Annotated in this window: 21 protein-coding genes, 1 tRNA gene and 2 other RNA genes; 8 read left to right on the top strand and 16 right to left on the bottom strand. The window is 55.8% G+C overall.

The genetic code is table 11. The annotated features are described in order from the left end of the window. Positions 1–198 precede the first annotated feature (198 nt). From dppF to ACX3P5_RS19285, 11 genes are all read right to left on the bottom strand, one after another. Positions 199–1,221 (bottom strand): dipeptide ABC transporter ATP-binding subunit DppF, encoded by a 1,023-nt coding sequence (dppF, locus tag ACX3P5_RS19335; protein WP_233985694.1) that lies wholly within the window; start codon positions 1,219–1,221, stop codon positions 199–201. Continuing rightward, positions 1,211–2,197 carry a dipeptide ABC transporter ATP-binding protein gene (gene dppD, locus ACX3P5_RS19330; protein WP_233985695.1) on the bottom strand — a complete coding sequence of 329 codons (987 nt, stop codon included), beginning with the start codon at positions 2,195–2,197 and terminating at the stop codon, positions 1,211–1,213. Before dppD ends, dppF begins: the two co-directional genes overlap by 11 nt. 12 nt (positions 2,198–2,209) lie before the next feature. Continuing rightward, the gene (gene dppC, locus ACX3P5_RS19325; RefSeq protein WP_094120946.1) at positions 2,210–3,112 is read right to left on the bottom strand and encodes a dipeptide ABC transporter permease DppC; all 903 of its coding nucleotides are present in this window, start codon (positions 3,110–3,112) and stop codon (positions 2,210–2,212) included. A gap of 9 nt (positions 3,113–3,121) precedes the next feature. Continuing rightward, positions 3,122–4,141, bottom strand: coding sequence for a dipeptide ABC transporter permease DppB (gene dppB, locus ACX3P5_RS19320; protein ID WP_233985696.1), 1,020 nt, complete (start codon positions 4,139–4,141; stop codon positions 3,122–3,124). Positions 4,142–4,312: 171 nt separating this feature from the next. Then, positions 4,313–5,923, bottom strand: a complete 1,611-nt coding sequence (gene dppA, locus ACX3P5_RS19315; RefSeq protein ID WP_233985697.1) for a dipeptide ABC transporter periplasmic-binding protein DppA — start codon at positions 5,921–5,923, stop codon at positions 4,313–4,315. Between the two features lie 829 nt (positions 5,924–6,752). After that, a non-coding RNA gene (locus ACX3P5_RS19310) (RtT sRNA) lies at positions 6,753–6,882 on the bottom strand. Between the two features lie 34 nt (positions 6,883–6,916). Beyond that, positions 6,917–7,046, bottom strand: a non-coding RNA gene (locus tag ACX3P5_RS19305) — RtT sRNA. A gap of 34 nt (positions 7,047–7,080) precedes the next feature. Then, positions 7,081–7,157, bottom strand: a tRNA-Pro gene (locus ACX3P5_RS19300). Positions 7,158–7,283: 126 nt separating this feature from the next. Next, positions 7,284–8,975 carry a kdo(2)-lipid A phosphoethanolamine 7''-transferase gene (gene eptB, locus ACX3P5_RS19295; protein ID WP_233985698.1) on the bottom strand — a complete coding sequence of 564 codons (1,692 nt, stop codon included), beginning with the start codon at positions 8,973–8,975 and terminating at the stop codon, positions 7,284–7,286. 320 nt (positions 8,976–9,295) lie between these two features. Beyond that, positions 9,296–9,724, bottom strand: coding sequence for an organic hydroperoxide resistance protein (locus tag ACX3P5_RS19290; RefSeq protein WP_233985699.1), 429 nt, complete (start codon positions 9,722–9,724; stop codon positions 9,296–9,298). A 95-nt stretch (positions 9,725–9,819) separates the two neighbouring features. Further along, the gene (locus ACX3P5_RS19285; protein ID WP_233985700.1) at positions 9,820–10,284 is read right to left on the bottom strand and encodes a MarR family winged helix-turn-helix transcriptional regulator; all 465 of its coding nucleotides are present in this window, start codon (positions 10,282–10,284) and stop codon (positions 9,820–9,822) included. Between the two features lie 64 nt (positions 10,285–10,348). On the opposite strand from ACX3P5_RS19285, the gene ACX3P5_RS19280 reads away from it, so the two are divergent. Beyond that, entirely contained in the window at positions 10,349–10,942 is a 594-nt protein-coding gene (locus ACX3P5_RS19280; RefSeq protein ID WP_458969135.1) for an HD domain-containing protein, read from the top strand. A 42-nt stretch (positions 10,943–10,984) separates the two neighbouring features. Here the strand turns inward: ACX3P5_RS19280 and ACX3P5_RS19275 are convergent, their stop codons facing one another. Continuing rightward, the gene (locus tag ACX3P5_RS19275; RefSeq protein WP_094119881.1) at positions 10,985–11,278 is read right to left on the bottom strand and encodes an HTH-type transcriptional regulator; all 294 of its coding nucleotides are present in this window, start codon (positions 11,276–11,278) and stop codon (positions 10,985–10,987) included. A gap of 704 nt (positions 11,279–11,982) precedes the next feature. Here ACX3P5_RS19275 and ACX3P5_RS19270 point away from each other — a divergent pair. The 6 genes from ACX3P5_RS19270 (at position 11,983) to ACX3P5_RS19245 (ending at position 19,174) form a co-directional block, all read left to right on the top strand. Then, entirely contained in the window at positions 11,983–13,581 is a 1,599-nt protein-coding gene (locus ACX3P5_RS19270) for a gamma-glutamyltransferase family protein (protein WP_458969134.1), read from the top strand. Between the two features lie 181 nt (positions 13,582–13,762). Next, positions 13,763–14,479, top strand: coding sequence for a DUF3053 domain-containing protein (locus ACX3P5_RS19265; RefSeq protein WP_233985703.1), 717 nt, complete (start codon positions 13,763–13,765; stop codon positions 14,477–14,479). Between the two features lie 441 nt (positions 14,480–14,920). Next, positions 14,921–16,855: a PTS mannitol transporter subunit IICBA gene (locus ACX3P5_RS19260; RefSeq protein WP_233985704.1), complete on the top strand. Its 1,935-nt coding sequence runs from the start codon at positions 14,921–14,923 to the stop codon at positions 16,853–16,855. Positions 16,856–16,947: 92 nt separating this feature from the next. After that, complete coding sequence (mtlD, locus tag ACX3P5_RS19255; protein WP_233985705.1) at positions 16,948–18,096, top strand: mannitol-1-phosphate 5-dehydrogenase; 1,149 nt, start codon at positions 16,948–16,950, stop codon at positions 18,094–18,096. Between the two features lie 64 nt (positions 18,097–18,160). After that, the gene (gene mtlR, locus ACX3P5_RS19250) at positions 18,161–18,706 is read left to right on the top strand and encodes a mannitol operon repressor MtlR (RefSeq protein ID WP_233985706.1); all 546 of its coding nucleotides are present in this window, start codon (positions 18,161–18,163) and stop codon (positions 18,704–18,706) included. A gap of 105 nt (positions 18,707–18,811) precedes the next feature. Beyond that, positions 18,812–19,174 (top strand): YibL family ribosome-associated protein, encoded by a 363-nt coding sequence (locus ACX3P5_RS19245; protein WP_233985707.1) that lies wholly within the window; start codon positions 18,812–18,814, stop codon positions 19,172–19,174. Positions 19,175–19,182: 8 nt separating this feature from the next. On the opposite strand, the gene ACX3P5_RS19240 is transcribed toward ACX3P5_RS19245, so the two are convergent. The 3 genes from ACX3P5_RS19240 to ACX3P5_RS19230 all read right to left on the bottom strand — a co-directional run bounded on the left by ACX3P5_RS19240 (position 19,183) and on the right by ACX3P5_RS19230 (position 22,567). Then, the gene (locus ACX3P5_RS19240; protein ID WP_233985708.1) at positions 19,183–20,145 is read right to left on the bottom strand and encodes a VirK/YbjX family protein; all 963 of its coding nucleotides are present in this window, start codon (positions 20,143–20,145) and stop codon (positions 19,183–19,185) included. Positions 20,146–20,350: 205 nt separating this feature from the next. Next, positions 20,351–20,968 carry a superoxide dismutase [Mn] gene (gene sodA, locus ACX3P5_RS19235; RefSeq protein ID WP_031375573.1) on the bottom strand — a complete coding sequence of 206 codons (618 nt, stop codon included), beginning with the start codon at positions 20,966–20,968 and terminating at the stop codon, positions 20,351–20,353. Between the two features lie 258 nt (positions 20,969–21,226). Then, positions 21,227–22,567, bottom strand: a complete 1,341-nt coding sequence (locus ACX3P5_RS19230; protein WP_458969133.1) for an aspartate aminotransferase family protein — start codon at positions 22,565–22,567, stop codon at positions 21,227–21,229. Positions 22,568–22,744: 177 nt separating this feature from the next. On the opposite strand from ACX3P5_RS19230, the gene ACX3P5_RS19225 reads away from it, so the two are divergent. Continuing rightward, on the top strand, positions 22,745–23,521 hold the full coding sequence (locus ACX3P5_RS19225; protein ID WP_458969132.1) for a DeoR/GlpR family DNA-binding transcription regulator: 777 nt from the start codon (positions 22,745–22,747) through the stop codon (positions 23,519–23,521). Here ACX3P5_RS19225 and fdhD read toward each other — a convergent pair. Further along, the gene (gene fdhD / locus ACX3P5_RS19220; RefSeq protein ID WP_233985711.1) at positions 23,518–24,342 is read right to left on the bottom strand and encodes a formate dehydrogenase accessory sulfurtransferase FdhD; all 825 of its coding nucleotides are present in this window, start codon (positions 24,340–24,342) and stop codon (positions 23,518–23,520) included. The genes ACX3P5_RS19225 and fdhD overlap by 4 nt on opposite strands. Positions 24,343–24,352 lie beyond the last annotated feature (10 nt).

The raw sequence follows: 24,352 nt of genomic DNA, 5'->3' as shown, positions 1-24,352 counted from the left end.
TCAGCATGAAAAAAGCCGGTGAAGCGTTGAGGAAACTTATCGGTTTCTGCCGGAAATATCATCAGAAAAATCATTGGTTAATGTCGGTAACGAAACAACAGCGGCAGAGAAAGGTGGCGAGTAAGAGGAGGCAGCAACGGCAGGCGCTGGCGGGCAAGTTGCGTTAAAAAAAGGCTCCAGCAGGAGCCTTTTGGTGAGTTAACCGACTTTTTCAGCCGCGCCGACCGGCTGATTTTCATCCTGGTCAACGGCAAAGCAGGCGATCTGCTGTCCGCCGTAGCTTTTCAGCTTCGGTTGCAACTGAACGCAGGTGCCAAAACGGCGGCGGCAGCGCGCGTTGAAAGCACAACCCGGTGGCGGACTGAGCGGGCTCGGCAGTTCGCCGGTCAGCTTGATCCGCTCACGGCGATCATCCGGATTGAGACGCGGCGTGGCCGACAGCAACGCCTGAGTGTACGGATGGCGCGGGTTGGCAAAAATCGCCTCTTTGCTGCCCTTCTCGACACAGCGGCCGAGGTACATCACCATCACTTCATCCGCAATGTGCTCCACCACCGACAAATCGTGCGAGATAAAGACGTAGGAAAGTCCCATATCCTGCTGCAGATCCATCATCAGGTTCAGCACCTGGGCGCGCACCGACACGTCGAGCGCCGAAACCGGCTCATCGGCAATCAGCACGTCCGGATCGAGCATCAGCCCGCGGGCAATCGCAATACGCTGGCGCTGACCGCCGGAAAACATGTGCGGATAGCGGTCATAATGCTCGGTCTTCAGGCCCACTTTCGCCATCATCTCCAGCGTCTTCTCGCGGCGCTCGGCTTTGGTCAGCTGGGTGTTGATAATCAGCGGCTCTTCCAGAATCTGACTCACTTTCTTGCGTGGGTTCAGTGAGCCATAAGGGTTCTGAAAGACGATCTGGATTTTCTGACGACGCAGTTTCTGCGCCTGCGGATCGTGCTTCAGCAGATCCTGCCCATGCCAGTAAAGCTGCCCTTCGGTCGGGGTTTCAATCATCGTCAGCAGGCGGCCCAGCGTGGATTTCCCACAGCCCGACTCGCCAACGACCGCCAGCGTTTTGCCGCGCTCCAGATTAAACGAGACGCCATCCAGCGCTTTCACCAGACGTTCCTGACCAAACAACCCTTTCTTCACCGGGTAGTGCTTTTTCAGATCGATCGCCTGTAACAAATACTCATGCTTGGTTGTTTCATGACTCATAAGTCGGTCTCCCGGCATCGTCCAGCGGATAGTGACACTTGGACTGGCGGCCTGGAATGGTGCGCAGTTCCGGTTCTTCCTTGCGACAATGGTCCGTCGCGTAAGGGCAGCGTGGGTTGAGCAGGCAGCCAACCGGGCGATCGTATTTGCCCGGTACCACGCCCGGCAGCGAGGCCAGACGGGCTTTATCGGCCGCGAACTCCGGCAGCGCACGCAGCAGCGCCTGGGTGTAAGGATGACGCGGCGCCTTAAAGATATCGCTCGCCTTGCCGCTCTCCACCACCTGACCGGCATACATCACAATGATGTGATGCGCGGCTTCAGCCACTAACGCCAGATCGTGGGTAATCAGGATCAGCGCCATATTCTCCTGCTGCTGTAACTCCAGCAGCAGTTCGATGATCTGCGCCTGAATAGTCACGTCGAGCGCGGTGGTCGGCTCATCGGCAATCAGCAGTTTGGGTCGGCAGGCAATCGCCATAGCGATCATCACACGCTGGCTCATCCCACCTGACAACTGGTGCGGATAAACATCGAGTCGTGACGCCGGATCGGGAATCCCCACCTGGTTCAGCAGGTCGATCGCCCGCTGACGTCGGGTGCGTTTATTGCCGCCCTGATGCACTTTAATCGCTTCCATGATCTGGAAACCGACGGTGTAACAGGGATTGAGGCTGGTCATCGGGTCCTGGAAAATCATCGCCACTTCCGCGCCCACCAGCTGGCGGCGCTCTCGTTCGGAGATGCGTTTCAGGTCGCGCTGGTTAAACTCCAGCTTTTCCGCCATCACTTTGCCAGGGAAATCGATCAGCCCCATGATCGCCAGTGAGCTGACCGATTTACCGGAGCCGGACTCACCCACAATGCCGACCACCTGGCCCTGCTCAACCTGATAACTGATGCGGTCGACCGCCCGGAACGGTGCTTTTTCGTCGCCGAAATGCACCGACAGTTTGTCTACATTTAATAACGCCATCTCGGTGCCTCTTTACTGCTTGAGTTTCGGGTCGAGTGCATCACGCAAACCATCGCCCATCAGGTTAAATGCCAGCACGGTCAGCAGAATGACTAATCCAGGGAACGTCACCACCCACCAGGCACTTTGCGCATACTGCAATACGTCGGAGAGCATGGTGCCCCACTCCGGCGTTGGCGGTTGCGCACCCATACCGAGAAAGCCCAACGCCGCCATATCGAGAATGGCGTTGGAGAAACCTAACGATGCCTGCACGATCAGCGGTGCCAGACAGTTAGGCAGAATATTTACAAACATCTGACGCAGCATACCGGCTCCGGCGACGCTGGAGGCGGTCACATAGTCGCGGTTTACCTCCACCAGGACCGCGGCGCGGGTCAGACGGATGTAGTGCGGCAGCGCCACAAACGTCAGGGCGATAGAGGCGTTAACGATCGACGGACCGAAAATAGCCACCAGTACCAGTGCCAGCAGCAGGCTGGGCAGCGCCAGCATGATATCGACCAGACGCATAATGGTGGCATCCACCACGCCGCCGAGATAACCGGCCAGCAGGCCGAAGATCACGCCGAAAATCAGCGACAACACCACCACCAGACAGCCAACCAGCAGCGACAGGCGCGCGCCGTACATCAGACGCGACAGCACATCGCGGCCGACATCGTCGGTGCCAAGGATATAACTCCAGCTTCCGCCTTCCTGCCAGACCGGCGGATGCAGCAGCGCATCACGGAACTGCTCAGCTGGCGCATGAGGTGCCAGCAGATCGGCGAACACCGCCACCAGTAACATAATGATGATGTACGCCAGGCCCACCACGGCGCCTTTGTTACGCTTAAAATAGTGCCAGAATTCCTGAAACGGGGTCATCGGCTTGGGTGCAGCGGTTACGCTGGCGGGATCAACAACAGACATGATGCCCCCTTATTTCTTATGACGTATGCGCGGGTTAACCACGCCATACAGCAGATCAACCAGCAGGTTGACCAGGATAATCAGTACCGCCGTCAGCAGCACGCCGCCCTGCACTACCGGATAATCGCGGCGTTGCAACGCTTCGATCAGCCAGCGACCCAGGCCTGGCCACGAGAAGATGGTTTCGGTCAGGATCGCGCCGGCCAGTAAGGTGCCGACCTGCAGACCAATGACGGTTACCACCGGCAGCATGGCGTTACGCAGCGCATGTACCACGATAACCCGCATCCGCGTCAGCCCTTTGGCGCGTGCGGTACGGATGTAATCTTCCCCCAGCACTTCCAGCATCGCCGAGCGCGTCATACGTACAATCACCGCCAGCGGAATAGTGCCGAGCACGATAGCCGGTAAAATCATGTGCATTACCGCATCGTGGAAATCGCCCGCTTCGCCCCAGAAAAAGGTATCGATCAGCATAAAGCCGGTCAGCGGCATGGTGTCATCAAGGAAGACAGTGTCGCCGACGCGACCAGAAACCGGCGTCAGGTTGAACTGCACCGACACCAGCATGATCAGCATGATGCCCCACCAGAAGATCGGCATTGAGTAGCCGGTCAGTGAGATGCCCACCGCGGTGTGATCGAAGATTGAGCCGCGTTTCACCGCCGCCATCACCCCAACCGGAATGCCGACCGCGACCGCAAACAGCATGGCGCAGACGCCCAGCTCCAGCGTGGCTTTAAAGCGCGGCACAAACTCATCCCATACCGGGATGCGGCTCTTGAGTGAAATACCCAAGTCGCCGTGTAATACGCCGTTAATGTAATGCAGATACTGTTTCCACAGCGGCTGATCAAGGCCTAACAGCGCCATTAACTGTGCATGACGTTCAGGGGAAATACCGCGTTCGCCCGCCATGATCAGCACCGGATCGCCGGGGATCATGTGAACAAATGCGAAGGTGAGTAATGTAATACCGATAAACGTTGGGATGACAAGGCCCAAACGTCGGAGTATGAACTGCAGCATAATCCGGGTTCTCTCTTGTCCGCGCGACCGTCGCCGCGAGGGTAGTTATTGCTTACATCTGACGATCGGGTAGGCCCGACCGCGACGCAGACAGGCTGCGCCTCTACCGTTTCCAGTAAAACAGGGAGATAAAGCCGGAGCGACGCGCAGCCGCCCCGGAAAAGGCAACAATTATTCCTGAATGTCTACCTGGGCAAAGTAGTGTCCGCCAAGCGGATCGACTTTGTAGCCGGAGACTTTCTTGCTGACCGGTTCATAGACCGTTGAGTGCGCGATCATCAGCGCCGGTGCCTGGTCATGCATGACAACCTGTGCCTGTTTGTAGTACTCGATGCGCTTCGCCTGATCGGCGGTGGCGCGAGCTGGCTGAATCTGATCCTCGAAGGATTTATCGCACCAGCGCGAGTAGTTAGAGCCATCTTTCGCCGCTGAACAGCTGAACAGCGTGGCGAGGAAGTTATCCGGGTCCCCATTATCGCCGGTCCAGCCCATCATCACGGTCTGGTGTTCACCGGCTTTGGCACGCTTCAGATATTCGCCCCACTCGTAGGTGACGATTTTGGCTTTCACGCCAATCTTCGCCCAGTCGCTCTGAATCATCTCCGCCATACGGCGCGCGTTCGGGTTGTAAGGACGCTGTACCGGCATCGCCCACAGGTCAATGGAGAAGCCGTCAGCCATGCCCGCTTCTTTCAGCAGCGCTTTGGCTTTTTCAGGATCGTAAGCGTAATCTTTCACCGCGTCGTTGTAGCCCCACATGGTCGGTGGGATCAGGTTTTTAGCCGGCTGGCCAGCACCCTGATAAACGGCATCAATGATCGCCTGTTTGTTGACCGCCATGGTCAGGGCCTGACGCACTTTCAGGTTATCCAGCGGTTTTTTCTCAACGTTGTAAGAGAGATAGCCGACGTTCAGGCCCGCCTGCTCATACAGGTTGATGTTTTTGTCCTGCTTCATGCGCGCAATGTCAGCCGGGTTTGGATACGGCATCACCTGACATTCACCCTTCTGCAGCTTGGCGTAACGTACCGAGGCGTCAGGCGTAATTGAGAAGACTAAGCGATCGATTTTTGGTTTGGTGCCCCAGTAATCCGGGTTGGCTTTATACAGAATGCGCGAATCTTTCTGATACTGCAGCAGCTGGAACGGGCCGGTACCGACCGGGTTCAGGTCGACCTTCTGCGGCGAGCCAGCTTTCAGCATGTTGTCCGCGTACTCTTTCGACAGAATAGAGGCGAAGTCCATACCGAGATCCGCCAGGAATGGTGCTTCAGGACGGGTCAGCACAAAGCGCACGGTATGATCGTCCACTTTTTCGATTTTGCTGATCAGGTTCGGCATATCCATGCCTTCGAAATATTCGTAGCTGCCGCCGGAGACGCCATGATAAGCGTTGTTTTTATCCAGCTGGCGTTCAAAGGTGAACACCACATCATCCGCGTTAAATTCGCGCGTCGGTTTGAAATCTTTGGTGGTTTGCCACTTCACGCCTTTACGCAGGTGGAAAGTGTAGGTTTTGCCGTCGTCGCTGACATCCCACTTCTCGGCCAGCGCTGCGTGCAGCTCGGTGGTGCCGATGGTGAACTCAACCAGACGGTTGTAGATCTGGCGTGAGCTGGCGTCGTAAGTGGTACCTGAAGTGAACAGCTGCGGGTTAAAGCCTTCCGGAGAACCTTCTGAACAGTAAACCAGGGTTTTTGCCTGAACACCGGCGGCGACAGTCATAGCAATCAGGCTCAGACCGACCTTCAGCATCCCGGATTTAGCCAGGGAGTTGATCATGCTTTTGCTCCATTGTGATGTGATGTTGTGTGCATTGCCCGACCTCTGATTTTTTTATGCGGTTCAGGCGTACCACCGAACGGGTGGTTAAAGTGCGCTACGTTTTTTTTGTTTTTTCTGATGCCATGGAATCACTCAGAAAATTCCGTAACTGCGGCTTTATTGACGCATCAATTTGTCAACAGTTGCAATGAACGTCAATACAACGGTTAGTTATTTACACAGAGTGTGAGGGATAGCAAGCAACGGTAAAAAAAAACCTTTCCGGATAAAAGCCATACAATGCACAGCGCCGGTCGCTTATTTTCCAGACATTCTGCTGGAAGCGTGGTTTATCGCTAGTGATTCTCACCGCTAAAAAACTTAAAACTTTTACCGGCAAATGTTGAATAACTGAACGATTCACCGTGCGTTATGACGTTCAGCCAGCGGAATATGCTGGTCCCGAAGCATAAGAAATCAGCAACTTGCCGATTTCGGTCATAAGAAGAACGTGTCACGAATTATGATTGCATCTCTTGCATGGCAAGGCCTGCCAGAGGGAAAGCGGCGATAACAACGGCGGATGAGCGGAATACGTAGCGGGTGGTATTTATTGGAACTTTCTGGAAGATGACAGCCAGAAGCTGAAGTTTGTCAGCACTCTGAAGCGGCTGCCAGTCGTAAAGCGAAGGGAGCATACGCCTGTAGCAAAGCATCGCGGGCCAGGGATGGCGTTTTTGCGAAAGGCGTATGCTCCCTGAAGTCCGCTCAACGATAAATCCGTACCTTTCATCCTCTTTTCTACAGACGAAAAAAAACCTGTCTTTTCAGACAGGTTTCTTAAATATGGTCGGCGAGAGAGGATTACCCGGCTCTGCGAGCCGCGCCCTGCGGGCCGTTGCTGAAGCAACGTTGTCTCGCTGCGCTCGGCTCAAACCTCCTTCGGAGGTTCTCATCCTCTTTTTACCCAGACGAAAAAAAACCTGTCTTTTCAGACAGGTTTCTTAAATATGGTCGGCGAGAGAGGATTACCCGGCTCTGCGAGCCGCGCCCTGCGGGCCGTTGCTGAAGCAACGTTGTCTCGCTACGCTCGGCTCAAACCTCCTTCGGAGGTTCTCATCCTCTTTTTACCCAGACGAAAAAAAACCTGTCTTTTCAGACAGGTTTCTTAAATATGGTCGGCGAGAGAGGATTCGAACCTCCGACCCACTGGTCCCAAACCAGTTGCGCTACCAAGCTGCGCTACTCGCCGATGGGGGCGCATGTTACTGCGACCCCCGATCAGCGTCAACCGCTTTTTGCGCTTTTGCCGCCGATCGCCTGGAAAGCACGCGGTTAGCGGCAATCCAGCCGCCGTCACACCCTTTCGCTGTTGTTATTACAGCGGTTTAGCCGGATGGGTAGCCGGTGCCTGACACCAGTTATTGGCTGGGTTGATCCCGCCATCGGGTGAGGTATAGCCCAGACAACCGAGAATGGTATCGAACAACTCCACATGACGATGGGTTTTGCCGACGCGCTGCTGCGCCTGCAAGCGCTCAAAGTTGCTGCGGTTCTGGCTGTCGGCCAGATACTTATCAGACGCCCACACGATCATCGGCACGCGGAACTGCTCCGGTGGTGCCATTTCACGCGGTGTGCCGTGCAGATGCATGTTTTCGCTGATCGATTCACCGTGGTCAGCGGCATAGAAGACAATCGCCTTCTTATCACGCAGCTGATCCAGCACGCTGTCGAGCATACTATCGACATACAGCACTGAGTTGTCATAGGCATTAATCAACTGCGCCTTGCTGCAGGTTTCATCCACGCCCATACATTCCGGCTGATACTTCGCAAAACTGCGCGGATAACGCTGGGAATAGAGATAGTGCGAACCTTTGGTATGCAGCACCACCAGATGCTTACCTTTCGGGAAACGATCCAGTGACGCCTTCATCTCCGGCACCAGCAGCATGTCGTCGACTGCTTTACCCTGGTTACGCTTCTCTGAACCAATCTGCTCACGGAAGGCAAAGTTATTGGCGTTGATATTGTCGTAGAACCAGACCTCGCTCTGCATCGCAAATAGCTCAGAGGTAAAGCCCAGCTCTTTCATCACCGCAAACACGTTCTGCTCTTTCAGCGTGCGACCCGGATTATCCATGGTGCCGCCTTCGCGTACAAACATGCAGCGCAGCGACAGTTTGGTCGCGGTATCGCAGGATTCACCGCGGAACGCCACCAGGTTTTTCTCTTTCGACAGTTTAGGTGTGGTATCGCGATCGTAGCCCAGCATCCCCATGTGATCCCAGCGGGTGGTTTCGCCAATCACAAACACCACATAGGTGTCGTCCAGCCCGGCAGGCGCGACGTAGGTAAATTTTTTCGCCGGATCGAGCAGTTCCTCGCTATTCAGCGACTCATCTATGCGGGTCCAGGCGAACAGCCCCACCGCTGCCAGCCAGTTCGAAGGCAGATAAGAGTGCGCCACTACACCGCCGTAGCTCGGCAAATCGATGTTGGTGATCTCTTCGTTATTCTTCTGCTGCTTGTCGAAAAACCGAATTGGCAGCCAGACCAGCGCCACGCAGAGCAGCATAATCAGGGTGGGTTTCAGGCGCTGTCCTGGCGTACGCAGCTGTTCATTCAGCGTCATACTCAGTTTATTACGCCAGATCATTAACAGCGGCAGTGCGCTGACCAGCACCATCCACAGGATGAAATGGTAGCCAATCACCTCTTTGGAGAGATCGGTATCGGTGGTCATCACCGATGCCACAATGCCGTAGCCAATCACGACGTTAAAAAATGCCATGTAATAGGCGGCAGCAACAGAAATCAGCACAATCAGCGTGGCCAGTACGCGATAAAACCACTTCCCACCCAGCGACAGCAGCCGCATCAGGAAGAAAGTCAGCAGCACAATTGCTACCACTTCGGTTACAGCAGTCAGCCAGTTGGTCACCGTCGATTTCGTCAGGAAACCGTCAAAACGGCGATAAAAAATCGGTAAATTCAATAATATACCGAGATAGAGCGCAAGCAGGAGCGACAACTTTTGCTGCGTTAAGGTTTTAATATAATTCATGAAAAATGGAGTTTCCCCGGAATGAAGCGCTTTACCAAATCTTTAATGTGACTACCGAAACGCGGCAGAGTTCGCTGAACAAGCGGACCGGACCAGATGAAGGAAAATTCTGAACGGATTTATGGGCTATAACGCGAGGTGGCTCAGTAAAACATGGCTGCAGTAGTTAGACCAGAAAATAATCTTTGTCGAGCCGATTAGCACATTTTTTGTACAATCGATATAACTGGACAGATTTCAGACTGCAAACAGGGTTAAAAAGCGGGTAAGGCGCGACGGGCGGGAAAGAGAGCGGGCCAGAGTAGCGGCCCGCTGCACGCTTAGCGAATAATATTCAGCGTCACGTCGATGTTATTACGGGTTGCGTTTGAGTACGGGCAAACGATATGTGCCGCATCAACCAGCTTCTGCGCTTCCGCTTCATCCATCTCTGGCAGGTGAATGTTCAGGGTCGCTTCGATACCAAAGCCGTTCGGAATCGGACCGATGCCGACTTCTCCTTCAATCCACGCCTCTTTCGGCAGGGTAATTTTGTCGCGGCCAGCCACAAATTTCATCGCACCCAGAAAACAGGCTGAGTAGCCCGCTGCAAACAGCTGCTCAGGGTTCGTCACTTCACCACCTGCACCGCCCATCTCTTTTGGTACGCCCAGCTTCACGTCCAGCACACCGTCAGAGGAGGTTGCACGGCCATCACGACCACCGGTTGCTTTGGCTTTTGCGCGGTAAACCACTTGTTCTAAAGACATGACATTTCTCCGTTACGCTATTTAATCGCTCACTACTTGTAACGCCGTAATGAGGCGGTGAGGTTCAACGGGCGCGGGACGCCCGTCAGTAAGATTTATCGTGATCGGTTCAGGTTGTCGCGTAAGTCATCCAGCTGCCCTTTCAGCGCCAGCAGCGCATCATCGTCACAGGCGGTGGCACATTTGACCGCTTCCGGAATCGCTTCCGCCTTGCTGCGCAATGCCCGGCCAGCCTCCGTCAGCGTGACCGCGACCTGACGCTCATCCTGTCGGGTACGCTGCCGCATAATCAGGCCCGCACTCTCCAGGCGCTTCAGCAGCGGCGTCAGGGTGGCTGAATCCAGGAATAGCTGCTCGCCAATCTCTGAAACCGTAAGATCGTCCTTCTGCCACAGCACCAGCATCACCAGATATTGCGGATAGGTGATGTCGAGTTGGGTCAGCAACTGGCGATAGACCTTATTCATCGCCAGATTGGCGGAATAGAGGGCAAAGCAGAGCTGCTGATCGACCAACAGTGGCATCGTTTTCACTTTTTTGTCATCTTGATCACTGTTCATAAGATTCAATATAGATAGCGCGCTAGATAATTGCAAGCAAACTTTTTTAATCCGGAGTAAACGCATGCAGAATTCACTGGAAGAACAGGCGCGACGTTACGCTACGCAGGCCCACGCCGACGCCGGTCAGCGCCGCAAATATACGGATGAGCCCTATATTGTTCATCCGGCGGCAGTGGCGGAATTAGTTCGCAGCGTCAGCGATGATGATGCGCTGCTGGCCGCGGCCTGGCTGCACGATACGGTGGAAGATACGCCGACCACGCTGGGCGATATCGAAAATCTGTTTGGGCCGCGGGTTGCCAGCCTGGTCGGGATGCTGACCGACAGCGCACCGGCGACGGCTAAGAACCGGGCGGCGCGTAAACTGGCGCACTTTCGCCATACCGCCGATGCCAGCCCGGGGGCGCAAACCATCAAGCTGGCGGACATCATCGATAACACCCGCGCGATTGTGCGCTTCGATCCCCACTTCGCCCGCATCTATCTGGTGGAAAAACAGGTGCAGATTGCCTTGCTGAAACAGGGCGATGCACAGTTATGGCAACAGGCATCGACCATTATCGAAGCGGGTATCGCCCAGCTGGGACAGCCGCCCTACAACGTACCGGACAGCTGGTTTGAGAAACAGGCGGCTAAATACCGCGAACTGCGCTAAAAAAAAACCCGCCATGGCGGGTTCCTTTGGATTTTTTCTTCATTATTCCAGCAGTTGCCGACCCAGATAGGGGTTGGCATGCAACAGCTTCATTAACTTCTGTGCCGTAGCGGAAGGACGGGTACGTCGGGCTTCCCAACTTTTTACTGAAGAAACGCTTACGCCCATCACTTTTGCAAATTCATCAACCTGCATGCCGGTCATTTCGCGCAGACGCTGTGGCTCTGGCACGGCTGGTTGGCGTTGAATAGATAACTCAGCGGGACGGTTGTCACGTGTCAAAACAATCTGCTCAAGGCTGCTGAGCAATTCAAACATCGGGTCTTTTAATTCCATAGAGAACTCCTTAAAAACTCACTATGAAGCACGTGAAAGTAGAGAGGTACGAGTCTGAAGTCAGACTCTGAAACCGGGCCTGGTCAGGCTGTATCCCGCAAGGGTTTGTTTTTGTTATGAGAGAAACCACTACGGGACACAGCCTGCTGTGCACTGCTTGTAAACATGTCAGGTCAATGCAACAAATGCCGGGAAGCTAAGTATGGATAGAGACCTGACGATTTGCCGCGCAATTTATAATTATTTTTTTATCTTTTCTTAGCCGAAAAAGTTCCAGCGCCACTAAATAGTTGAGGCTATTATCTTTTTGCCTCAGCAAGCGGTAAAAAAATCAAATTATGTTTGGTAGTAATGTGGCTGCCGTCATGCTTTGTGGCAGCATATTGTCGATTCTGTGAGGAAATACACTTCCTCATGAATGATTGCAAAATATACGCCAATGGCTCACTTCTTAAACATTTATATTCACTCTATTAATCAAATTAAGAATAGTCCTGGGGCGGCAGACCCGGTCTGCGCGGCACAGCTCACATCCACAGTCTGCCGATTCTTCTACTCTGCCCGGACCCGCTTCAGCGCCGGTGGTCGCAACCAGCGCGAAAGCGCCTTTTACGGGTGCGGATGCCGGGCAGCAGGTGAGCCCGTTGCGCTGCCGTGGTGCGTCTGCTGGCAGGCAGCCAGCTAATCAATCAGAAGGAACAGCAATGAGCGATATCGATTTCAATGTGAGTTATGCCTCTCATCGGGTGCCGATGATGGGTCGTCATGCTGTGGCCACCTCACAGCCGCTGGCCGCCCAGGCGGGTATGCGCATGTTGCAACAGGGCGGTAATGCGGTGGATGCCGCGATTGCCACGGCGATGGCGCTGACCGTGGTCGAGCCGACCGGCAATGGCATCGGCAGCGATGCCTTCGCCATCGTCTGGGATGGCCGCGAACTGCACGGGTTAAACGCATCAGGCCGTTCGCCAGCGGCATGGAACCCACAGCGCTTTGCCGGTCATCACGCCATGCCGGAAACCGGCTGGGAGTCGGTGACGGTGCCTGGCGCGGTCTCGGCGTGGGTCACGCTGGCGCAACGTTTTGGCACGCTGCCGCTGACAACCTTAGCCCAGCCGGCGATTGACTATGCGCGCCAGGGTTTCCCGGTTTCGCCATTGATTGGTCATCTCTGGCAGCGCGGCTACGACAAACTTCGGGATCAGCCCGGCTTCAGTGACTGCTTTGCGCCACAGGGCCGTCCGCCGCGCATTGGTGAGTTGTTCCGCAACCCGGCCCAGGCCCGTACGCTGCAGCAGATTGCCGATACCCAGGGCGAGAGTTTTTATCGCGGTGAACTGGCGCAAAAGATGGTGGCTTTCGCTCAGGAGCACGGTGCAGCACTGAGCCTCGACGACCTCAACAAAAATCGCGCTGACTGGGTGACATTACTGTCGCGCCCGTTTGCCGGCGGTTCGGTGCAGGAGCTGCCGCCCAACGGGCAGGGCATCGCCACGTTAATCGCCCTTGGCATCCTTGAGGCGTGGGACATTGGCCGCTATGCGCCCGATTCACCGCAGTGGCTGCATCTGTCGATTGAGGCGATGAAACTGGCTCTGGTCGATCTTGAGCGTTACGTCACTGATGAAGACCACCTTGAATTTCCGGCAGATCGCCTGTTAAGCGCCGACTATATCCGTCAGCGGGCAGCACTGATCGATCCGGCACAGGCCGGTGACTTCCGGTTTGGCTCACCGCAGCAGAGCGGCACTGTCTATCTCTCCACCGCCGATGCCAGCGGCATGATGGTGTCGTTTATCCAGTCTAACTATATGGGGTTTGGATCGGGCGTGGTGGTGCCGGATACCGGCATCAGCCTGCAAAATCGCGGCGCCGGCTTTTCCCTCGATCCGCACCATCCCAACGTGGTAGCGGGCGGTAAGCGGCCGTTCCACACCATTATTCCCGCCTTCGCGCTGGATGGTCAGGGTCAGCCGCTGATGTCGTTTGGCGTGATGGGCGGCCCGATGCAGGCGCAGGGGCATCTGCAACTGGCGCTGCGGATTATGCTGCATCGACAGAATCCGCAGGCGGCGATCGATGCGCCACGCTGGCGCGTGGTGCAGGGCCGTGAAGTGGTGTTTGAATCGACACTCGATCGCAATACCCTCAGCACCCTGCGCCGCATGGGACACCATGTGGTACTGGAAGATCCGCTGAGTAACTATAATTTTGGCGGCGCCCAGGCGATACTCCGCGATCCGCAGGGCTTCTATATTGCGGCGACCGAAAGCCGTAAAGATGGACAGGCGCTGGTCTTCTGACGCCGCGCCAGGCCGCAGCGGTGCACCGATTCAGCCGTTATCGGGTTGACGCGCACTGTGGCCGGACAGTGCAGCCGCATCTCACTGATGGTTTCACATTGTGCCGTGACGCGGGTTTGTTCTATTCTTTAGGCCATTCTTACCTGGACATCAGCCAGTTTCACCGACAGGAGTTGAACGTATGGCTTTAGGACTCACACGCCTCTGGGCGCGCGGCGCTATTGTAGTCGCTGGCGCGCTGATCGTGCTGCAACTCACCGCTTGCGGTGATAAAGAGGGCGAGCAGCGCAAAGCATTTACCGATTTTCTACAGAATACCGTGATGCGCAGTGGCGAGCACCTGCCGAGCCTGAGCGAAAATCAGAAGCAGAGCTTTGGTAAATTCGCCAGTGATTACGCCATCCTGTATGGCTTCTCGCAGCAGGCAAATAAGGCAGTCGATCAGGGGATGCGTCCGGTAGTCGATGAGCTTTCAGCCATTCGCGTGCCGCAGGATTACCTCAGCCGTCGCGATTCGCTGCGCCAGGCGAACAGTGCGCTGGTGATTGTCACCCAGCAGATCGAAAGCGCCAAAATGCAGGCAGACAGCAGTAAAGCCGCGCTGAAGCAGGAAGACGAACTGAAAAAAGTCTACGATACCGCCTATAACAAGGTGGTCACCGTGCCGGCGAACCAGCTGATCCCGCTGCTGCCACAGCTGCAGGCGCTGAGCCAGGCGGCGGTGCAGACCGGTGATTTCCTGCAAACTCAGGGCACCCGCGTCAGCTTTAATGAGGGCGGCGTGCAGTTCCCGACCCAGGAGCAGGCGTCACAGTACAATGCGCTGATGAGTACCTTATCAGCCAATGCCCAGGCGCTGACCCAGGCGCAAGCGGCCGTTCAGGGTGGTTTACAGTAAGCACATCAAGCGGCAGGCGTTGATCGCCTGCCCTTTTCCCTTCCGGTTTGCCGCCTTTCTTTCCCTGCTTTTCTGTGGCCTGACGAAACTGTGATCGGGCGCATTTTTGACCAAAAATAGTTTGTGATCTAAGTCACATAGTTATAACAAACTGCTGCCCGCCATTTGTGACCAGAGTCACAAACAGACCGGTTTTGCGGTTAAAATCTGCCCACCTACAGATTATTCTGAGTTAATTTTGTGACATCGATCACTAAAAACACCCCCGCACCCACCTGGATTACGTGATCTAAATCACACTTCTTCTGACCGCTACGCAGCGTCATATTCGCGTGATAGAGTCCGGCTGCATACAGTAATACCACCGGCTGACTGTCGGGGTGGCTAAACAAAAACAAGCGCGCTCTCCTATTGCAGCGCGTCTCAATAAGGGGTGGGTTTATGTCCTCATCAGTGAAGGTCAAAGTACAAAGCTTTGGTCGCTTTCTGAGTAATATGGTGATGCCGAATATCGGGGCGTTTATCGCCTGGGGTATCATCACTGCACTGTTTATTCCAACTGGCTGGATCCCTAACGAAACGTTAGCCAAACTGGTTGGCCCGATGATCACCTATCTGCTGCCGCTGTTGATCGGTTTTACCGGTGGACGTCTGGTGGGCGGCGACCGCGGTGGCGTGGTCGGTGCTATCACTACCATGGGTGTGATTGTCGGTGCTGACATGCCGATGTTCCTTGGCTCGATGATTGCCGGTCCGCTGGGCGGCTGGGCGATCAAGTCGTTTGACCGGGCCGTTGACGGCAAAATCAAAAGCGGCTTCGAGATGCTGGTCAACAACTTCTCTGCCGGCATTATCGGTATGCTGCTGGCGCTGCTGGCGTTCCTGGCTATCGGTCCGCTGGTTGAAGGTCTGTCACACATCCTTGCGGCGGGCGTCAACCTGATGGTGCAGAATAACCTGCTGCCATTAACCTCGATCTTCGTTGAACCGGCGAAAATCCTGTTCCTGAACAACGCCATTAACCACGGCATCTTCTCGCCGCTCGGCATTCAGCAGGCCAGCGAAGCGGGCAAGTCCATTTTCTTCCTGATTGAAGCGAACCCAGGTCCGGGCATGGGCGTGCTGATGGCCTATATGTTCTTTGGTCGCGGCAGCGCGAAACAGTCGGCCGGTGGTGCAGCCATTATTCACTTCCTCGGCGGCATCCATGAGATCTACTTCCCGTATGTGCTGATGGCACCTCGTCTGCTGCTGGCAGTGATCCTCGGCGGTATGACCGGCGTCTTCACCCTGACGCTGCTCAACGGCGGTCTGGTCTCCCCTGCTTCACCGGGCTCCATCCTGGCGGTGCTGGCGATGACGCCAAAAGGCGCTTACTTCGCCAACATTGCGGCCATTGTGGCAGCCTTCGCCGTCTCCTTCGTGGTCTCTGCCATCCTGCTGAAAACCAGCAAGGTGAAAGAGGATGACGATATCGAAGCCGCGACGCAGCGCATGCAGGATATGAAAGCCCAGTCTAAAGGTCAGTCTGCAGCAGGCGCCGCGGTTGCCAGCGATGCCATGAGCGTTGAGCTGAACCATGTGCGTAAAATCATTGTCGCCTGTGATGCCGGTATGGGTTCCAGCGCTATGGGTGCTGGCGTACTGCGTAAAAAGGTGCAGGATGCCGGTTTAAGCAACGTATCGGTGACCAACACGGCAATTAACGCCCTGCCGGGTGATGTTGATCTGGTGATTACTCACCGCGATCTGACCGAGCGCGCGATTCGTCAGGCACCTCATGCGCAGCATATCTCGCTGAATAACTTCCTCGACAGCGCGCTCTACAGCACCCTGACCGAGCGTCTGGTGGCGGCGAACCGCAGCGAAGTACACCGTGAAACGGTGAAAACGGCGCTGTCAGACAGCTACGACGAAGGTAATGCGCACCTGTTTAAACTCGGTGCTGACAACGTCTTCCTCGGCCTGAGTGCCAGCAACAAAGAGCAGGCGATCCGTTTCGCCGGTGAACAGCTGGTAAAAGGCGGCTATGTTGAGCCGGAGTATATTGAAGCGATGCTGGCGCGTGAAAAACTGACGCCGACCTACCTTGGAGAGTCAATTGCGGTGCCGCACGGTACGGTCGAAGCGAAAGACCGCGTGCTGAAAACCGGCGTGGTGTTCTGCCAGTATCCGGCAGGCGTGCAGTTCGGTGATGATGCCGAAGATGTGGCACGACTGGTTATCGGTATTGCCGCCCGCAATAACGAGCATATCCAGGTGATTACCAGCCTGACCAACGCGCTGGACGATGACCGCGTGATTGAAACGCTGGCTAACACCACCAGCGTACAGGAAGTGCTGGATCTGCTGTCAGGCAAACCGCTCACCGCGTAAGCTAATGGTATTTTCCCTGGGGCGGTCAGGCCCGTCCCGATTCCTGGGGCGGGCGTGCCCGCCCCATCGTCATTTGATATGGGTCAAAAATTATGAAAGCGTTACATTTCGGAGCAGGAAACATTGGTCGGGGCTTCATCGGTAAATTACTGGCGGATGCAGGTATCGAACTGGTTTTTGCTGATGTGAATCAGGCAGTGCTGGATGCACTCAACGCGCGTCATGAGTATCCCGTTCATGTGGTTGGCGAGCAGGCCAAAGTGGAAATGGTCAAAGGCGTCAGCGCGGTCAACAGCACCAGCGACGACATCATTACCCTGATCGCTGAGGTGGATATGGTCACCACGGCGGTCGGCCCGCAGATTCTGGAGCGTATTGCAGGCAGTGTGGCTAAAGGTCTGGCAACACGCAGCGACAACGGCAACACCCGTCCGTTAAACATCATCGCCTGTGAAAACATGGTGCGCGGCACCAGCCAGCTGAAACAGCATGTGCTGAAGGCACTGCCGCAGCAGTATCACGCCTGGCTGGAACAGCATGTCGGTTTTGTGGATTCGGCGGTCGATCGCATCGTACCTCCCTCTGAGGCGGGCAGCAGCGATCCGCTGGAAGTGACGGTAGAAACCTTCAGCGAATGGATTGTTGATAAAACCCAGTTCAAAGGCGATCTGCCGGCCATTCCGGGCATGGAGCTGACGGATAACCTGATGGCGTTCGTCGAACGTAAACTCTTTACCCTCAATACCGGTCATGCCATCACCGCCTATCTCGGCCAGCTGGCGGGTCATCAGACCATCCGTGATGCGATCCTGGATGAAAAAATCCGGGCGACGGTTAAAGGCGCGATGGAAGAGAGCGGCGCGGTGCTGATTAAGCGTTACGGTTTTGACGCGGATAAACATGCGGCCTATATCCAGAAAATCCTGGGTCGCTTTGAGAACCCTTACCTGAAAGATGACGTTGAGCGCGTTGGCCGCCAGCCGTTGCGTAAGCTGAGCGCAGGCGATCGCCTGATTAAACCGACGCTGGGCACGCTGGAGTACGGTTTACCGCACGCCTGTCTGGTGCAGGGCATTGCCGCCGCGATGCACTATCGCAGCGATCAGGACCCGCAGGCTCAGGAGCTGGCTGCCCTGCTGGCAGAAAAAGGTCCACAGGCCACGCTGGCGGAAATTTCCGGGCTGGATGCCAACAGCGAAGTCGTGACGGCTGTGGTGAGCGCCTGGCACGCTATGGCATAATGCGCGCGTGTTAGTGACGCAAGCCGGGCGCAGTTCGCCTGCGCCCAACGGCGGTATCAACCTTATGCAGGCAATAATGGAAGAGAAGCAAGCTTTTGAAAACCGGGTGCTTGAGCGCCTGAACGCCGGTCGCTCGGTGAGAAGCTTTCTGATCGCCGCTGTTGAGCTATTGGCTGAAGCGGTCAATTTGCTGGTATTGCAGGTATTCCGCAAAGATGATTATGCCGTCAAATACGCGGTGGAACCGCTGTTACTGGGCAATGGTCCGCTGGGTGAACTGTCGGTGCGGCTCAAGCTGATTTACGGACTCGGCGTCATCAGCCGGCACGAATATGAAGATGGTGAACTGCTGCTGGCGCTGCGTGAGGAGCTGGATCACGACAGTGGCGATTATCGTTTTACCGACGATGAGATTCTCGGTCCGTTCGGTGAGCTGCACTGCGTGACGGCCTGGCCGCCTGCGCCGGTATTTAACACCGACGACGCGGAGCTGCGCAGCATGCAGCAGCAGCGCTACCTGCAGATGGTACGATCTACCATGGTGCTGTCGCTCACCGAACTGATTTCCCGCATCAGCCTGAAGCAGGCGTTCAAAAAGTCCGCCAGTTAAATCCTGTCAGGTGCCGGGCCGGTGCCTGACATCGCCATAACCTAACCGGGAACATACGCCAGATTTGGTGTATCCTTTGCCTGTTTTCCTCAACGAGTTGTTGTCATGAAAGAGCAAGAAAAAAACGAAATCAAACTTCTCAGCGATAAGCTGGACGCCCTGAACCGCAAAGAGCCGCAGTTACTGGAATCGGGTGATGTCGAGAAACTGGGCGCGCTGCTGAAAGAGAAAGAGACGCTGGTCATTGAGATTGAGCGTCTGCGCGGTCAGCGGGTTGAAAAACTCAGTGCCGAGGCGCAGAAGCTGCAAAAAATGGGCTTCAGCCGCGAAATTACCAAGAAAGAGCAGGCAAATCTGGGCGCGCTGAAGAAAAGCGTGCGCGGCCTGGTGGTGGTGCATCCAATGACCGCGCTGGGACGTGAGATGGGGCTGACCGCGATGACCGGCTTCGCCAGAACCGCCTTCTGATCGGCCGATCAGGCAGCGGCCTGATCGACCCGTTGCTCGCCGGCGGTGGCATACACCTGCTCCGCCAGCGCATCCAGCATCTCATAACGACGGCGGTATTCCGCCCGCTTCTTACTGGCAATCTCTTCCAGCGTTTTACGCGGCAGTCTCAGTGGCAGCGTAAACATTCCATCCTGTCGCGCTTCACCGTTCAGTGACAGCCAGAACTCGCTGTAGCTGGCAAAGAACTTATCCCCCTTGCTGTGACGATAGCGCAGGCTTCGGAAAACGTGGGTCTCATCACCGACTGCCAGAATATTTTCCACACCGCACTGCTGCGCAACAATAAATACCACTTCCATCAACAGACGCTTCGGAAATAGACCGTGTGCCGCTTTGGTCGCCTCGCGAATAACATCATTGCTGATATGTTTCCGCGGACCCTGTAATCCACCAATTAATAAGGTGCGTTTTTTATTCTCGTTAATAATTGAGAATGAAAGCGAAGCAATAATTTCACCGTTATAACGCAGCACCAGCGTCACCTCGCCTTCCCGGTCAAAATAACCTGAACTGCAGGAGAGTAAAAACGCTTCATCATGTTTACCGTTCAGCGAAGCCAGCAGATTATCACCGGCGCTTTGCAGCAACTGGCGCAACATCGGATTCGGCAGGTTATTCATCAGGGTATAGTGATCCAGTATCGCCTGAGCGCGCGCAGCGATGCTGATACCGGAACGCAGATAGGGCCGATGCAGCTTGGCGGGCAGCAGCCCCTGGGTGCTCATCAACAGTCCGATCTGCGGCAATTGCGACAGCTGATGTAAATAATGGGTGGTGGTCAGCGGCGATATCAGGCTTCTTAACACAAATTTCAGCCGGAAACGCTTACTCAGCCACAGCTTGTCAGGAATATATTTCCCGCTGATTAACTGAAAAAACAGCGATGCAGAAGAATCCGTGGTGGTTTCGTGAGTAGTTATAATTGACATAGTTATCGACACGCAGTGAGCAGGAATGTCACTGAGGATAAAACAACCAATGTCAACGGCAGGTTAATGTGCCGTAAGGTTAAAATTCATCGTGGTCAAAAAGCACCGTTTGTTGATTTTTGGTTTAATTTGGGGCAACGCGAATTAAAGATAAAAAAAACCGGTGAAATAAATTTCACCGGTTTTTTGTTAACGCGGGATTAACTTACTGAGCAGCAGCAAAGCGGGCTGCCGCTTCGTCCCAGTTAACCACGTTCCAGAACGCTTTGATGTAGTCAGGACGTTTGTTCTGATACTTCAGGTAGTAAGCGTGCTCCCACACATCCAGGCCAAGGATCGGGTAACCTGAAACGCCGGCGATCGCTTCGCCCATCAGCGGGTTGTCCTGGTTAGCAGTAGAGACCACCGCCAGCTTGTCGCCTTTTTTAACCAGCCACGCCCAGCCTGAACCGAAACGGGTTGCAGCCGCTTTCTCAAACTCTTCCTGGAATTTTTCTACGCTACCGAAATCTTTTTCGATCGCCGCTTTCAGGTCGCCCTGCAGCGTGGTGCCGATTTTCAGGCCTTTCCAGAACAGGCTGTGGTTAGCGTGGCCGCCGGCGTTGTTGCGCAGTGGGCCTTTTTTGTCAGCTGGCAGCTGATCCAGTTTGGTGATCAGCTCATCGACCGGCAGATTGGCAAATTCAGTGCCTTCCAGCGCCGCGTTCGCGTTGTTCACATAGGTCTGGTGATGTTTAGTGTGATGGATTTCCATCGTCTGCTTGTCGAAATGCGGTTCCAGTGCGTCGTATGCGTAAGGCAGGGATGGCAGTGAATAACTCATGTTCTTCCTCTCCATTTAGTATTTGAGCAGCACGACGAATTCGGGACGTGCCGCGTAAGCAGTCGAATCATTATAGTTAAATTCATGTAGCGTAAAAGGGTAATCAATGCCCTATTAACCATAAGGATTTGAGGAATATGGCAAAAGCAACCCGTTGTTTTTACTGACTGCCGCCTCAGATGCGCCTTTTCAGGCCGCCCGGCTCGTCTCTCTCAGGGCCGTAACAACGGCGACAGCGCCCCTTTTGCCCGCCAGGGATCAGCGCCCCAGCTCGCGCAGCGCGCTATCCAGCGCCCCGACCAGCCAGTCGATGTCGCTCTCCTGAAACGCCAATGGCGGACGCAGTTTCAGCACATTCCCATACGGACCGGCCACCGATGTCAGCACCCGATGCTCACGCAGTTTCTCAATCAGGTCCAGCGCCAGCGCTTTGTCTGGCGTTTTGCTGTCACGATCGGTCACCAGTTCAAAGCCGATAAACAGCCCGGCGCCGCGCACATCCCCGACGCAGTCATAACGGTCCATCAGGCTGCGCAGTTCGGCCAGCAGTTTCGCGCCCACCACACGGCTGTGTTCCTGCAAGCCCTCTTCGGTGATCACGTTCAGCACCGCCTGCGCCGCGGCCATCGCCACCGGATTACCGCCAAAGGTATTGAAGTAAGGAATCGAATCGCTGAAGGCGGCCAGCACCTCACTTTTTGCCAGCAGACCCGATACCGGAATGCCATTCCCCATCGGTTTACCGGTCGTGATGATATCCGGCACCACATCGTGACGACCAAAGCCCCAGAACGCATCGCCGGTGCGACCAAAGCCGGGCTGCACTTCATCGGCGATAAAGATACCGCCGTTGGCATGAACGACGTCCACTGCCCGCTTCAGGAAACCGCGCGGGTCAGGCAGTACGCCGTCAGAAGAGAAAATAGAGTCTGCCAGAAAACCGGCGAATTTAATGCCGTGCGCCGCCATGTCATCAATCTGCTGCTGAATCTGGTCGGCAAACCATTCGCCCAGATCGGGCGCATCAACCCGATAAGCATCAGGCGGCATCACCAGCCGGGTGGTGGGTGCCAGCGGCTGTCCGCTGCCAAGCGCCGGTGAAGCGCCGGAGGTGAGCTCACTGGTGCCGTGATAGGCCTCCTGACTGACGATAATGCCGCTGCCGCCGCTAAAAGCGCGCGCCACGCGGATCGCCAGATCGTTCGCCTCAGAACCGGTACACATGTACATGGCGCGATCGATCGCCGCTGGAGTGGTGGCCAGCAACGCTTCACTGTAATCGAGAATATTTTCATGCAGATAGCGGGTATGGGTGTTCAGCATTTTCATCTGCTGCGTCACCGCCTCAATCACCGCCGGATGGCAATGACCAATGCTCGCCACGTTGTTATAAACGTCAAGATACTTGTCGCCTGCCGCATCCCACAGATACTGCCCTTCACCGCGCACCAGGTGCACCGGCTTGCGATAGAACAGGCGATAAGATTCGCCGAGCACTTTGCTGCGTTTTTCGGTCATCCTGCGCGTGTCGCTATCCAGCGCATCCGCATGTTCAGCACGAAAACTGTTGGTATCCATAATGGTGGAACGCGTGGCCATGGTAACTCCCGTTGCGAGGTGAAGTGGTTGAGGCTGATAACCCATCATGCCTGCCTGCGCTAAAAATGCAACAAAATACACAAATACAACCAAATACACATGACGACATCCGGGTACTCAGGTAAGCTTAGTCACTGATTCAGCCGACTTTCGCACTGCGCGCAATAAGGAATGACCATGCTGCAGGAAACGCGCCTTCAGCGCATCCGGGCGCTGCTGACCCACTTAAATCAGGTCAGTACTGAGCGCATCATCCGGGAACTGGGCGTATCACGGGAAACCGCGCGCCGCGATATTATTGAGCTGGAAGCGCTGGGGCTGGCACGCCGCGTTCACGGCGGTCTGGTGGCGATCGAGACGCCGCCTGAACCGCCGCTGACCGTGCGGCGTACGGTTCAGGCGAGGGAAAAACGCGCTATTGCCCGGGCGGCGGCAGATTTGTTGCAGCCGGGTCAGACGCTGTTTCTGGATGCAGGCAGCACCACCACGCTGCTGGCGGAGGAGCTACGCGCCCTGTCGGGCCTGACCATCCTCACTAACAGCCTGCAGGCTGCGCTGGCGCTTAGCGCCGGAGAGGAGCATGACGTGCTGGGGAATGAGATTATTTTGCTGGGCGGGACGTTGTCAGCCGGCGCGCAGCAGACGCGCGGCGAAATAACCGTGGCGGAGATCGTACGTTATCGTGCCGACGTTGCGCTACTGTCGCCGGTCGGGATTGAGGCGAGTCGCGGCGCCACCAGCTTCCATCCACACGAAGCGGCGATTGCCCGGGCGATGGTGCAGCAATCCGCCGCGACGATCCTGCTGGCCGATCACAGTAAGCTGGGCGTGGTCAGCCGTACGGTTTACGCCGTACCGCAGGCGATCGCCACGCTGATTACCGATGGCGGCGCTGAGGCCTCCACTGCGCTGGCGGCGCTGCAACAGGCACTGCCGCAGGTGATAGTGGTTTAAATCAGGCGTTGTGGATGGCTGTAAATGGTGGCGCGTCCCGGCTTGCTGAAGCCGACCAGCGTCAGGTTGCAGCGCTCAGCGACCTCCACCGCCAGCCGGGTGGCGGCCGAGACGGCAAACAGGATTTCGACGCCGCACATGGCGGATTTTTGCACCATTTCGTAGCTGGCGCGGCTCGATACCAGCACCGCGCCCTCGCCCCAGACGGACTGGCTGCGATAGCCCAGCAGCTTATCCAGCGCCACATGGCGGCCCACATCCTCACAGCCGCCCGCCAGCTCTCCATCCGGCTGTACCCACGCGGCGGCATGGGTACAGCCGGTTTTCTGTCCAACCGGCTGGTAATTTTTCAGTTGCCCCAGCGCCCGATCCAGCTGCGCCAGCGCGAAAGTCTGGGTAAACGGTAACGGCGCCAGCGGTTTACCAATCTGATCCAGCTGTTCGACACCGCAAACGCCACAGCCGGTACGGCCAGCCAGCGCACGACGCTGCGCTTTCAGCGCCATAAAGCGACGACTGGAAAGCTCAATCTGCACCTCGATACCGTGACAACCCGGCACCACATCCATGCCGAAAATATCCTCTGGCGCGTCAATAATGCCTTCCGACAGCGAAAATCCCAGCGCAAAGGCCTCCAGATCTTTTGGCGTGGTCATCATCACAACGTGGGAGATGCCGTTATAGACCAGCGCCACCGGCACCTCTTCCGCCAGCCAGTCAGGCTGAGCCACCGCGAGGTCAGCGCGCTGCCACACCAGCGTTTCGCTGATACCTGCCTGAGTTGTTAAATCTTCGCCGGGAGTTTGCAGAATAGCTTTCAAGGAGTACGAC

It is taken from the genome of Pantoea sp. S-LA4 (assembly GCF_054482835.1).
This window is presented reverse-complemented; position numbering and strand designations above follow the sequence as displayed.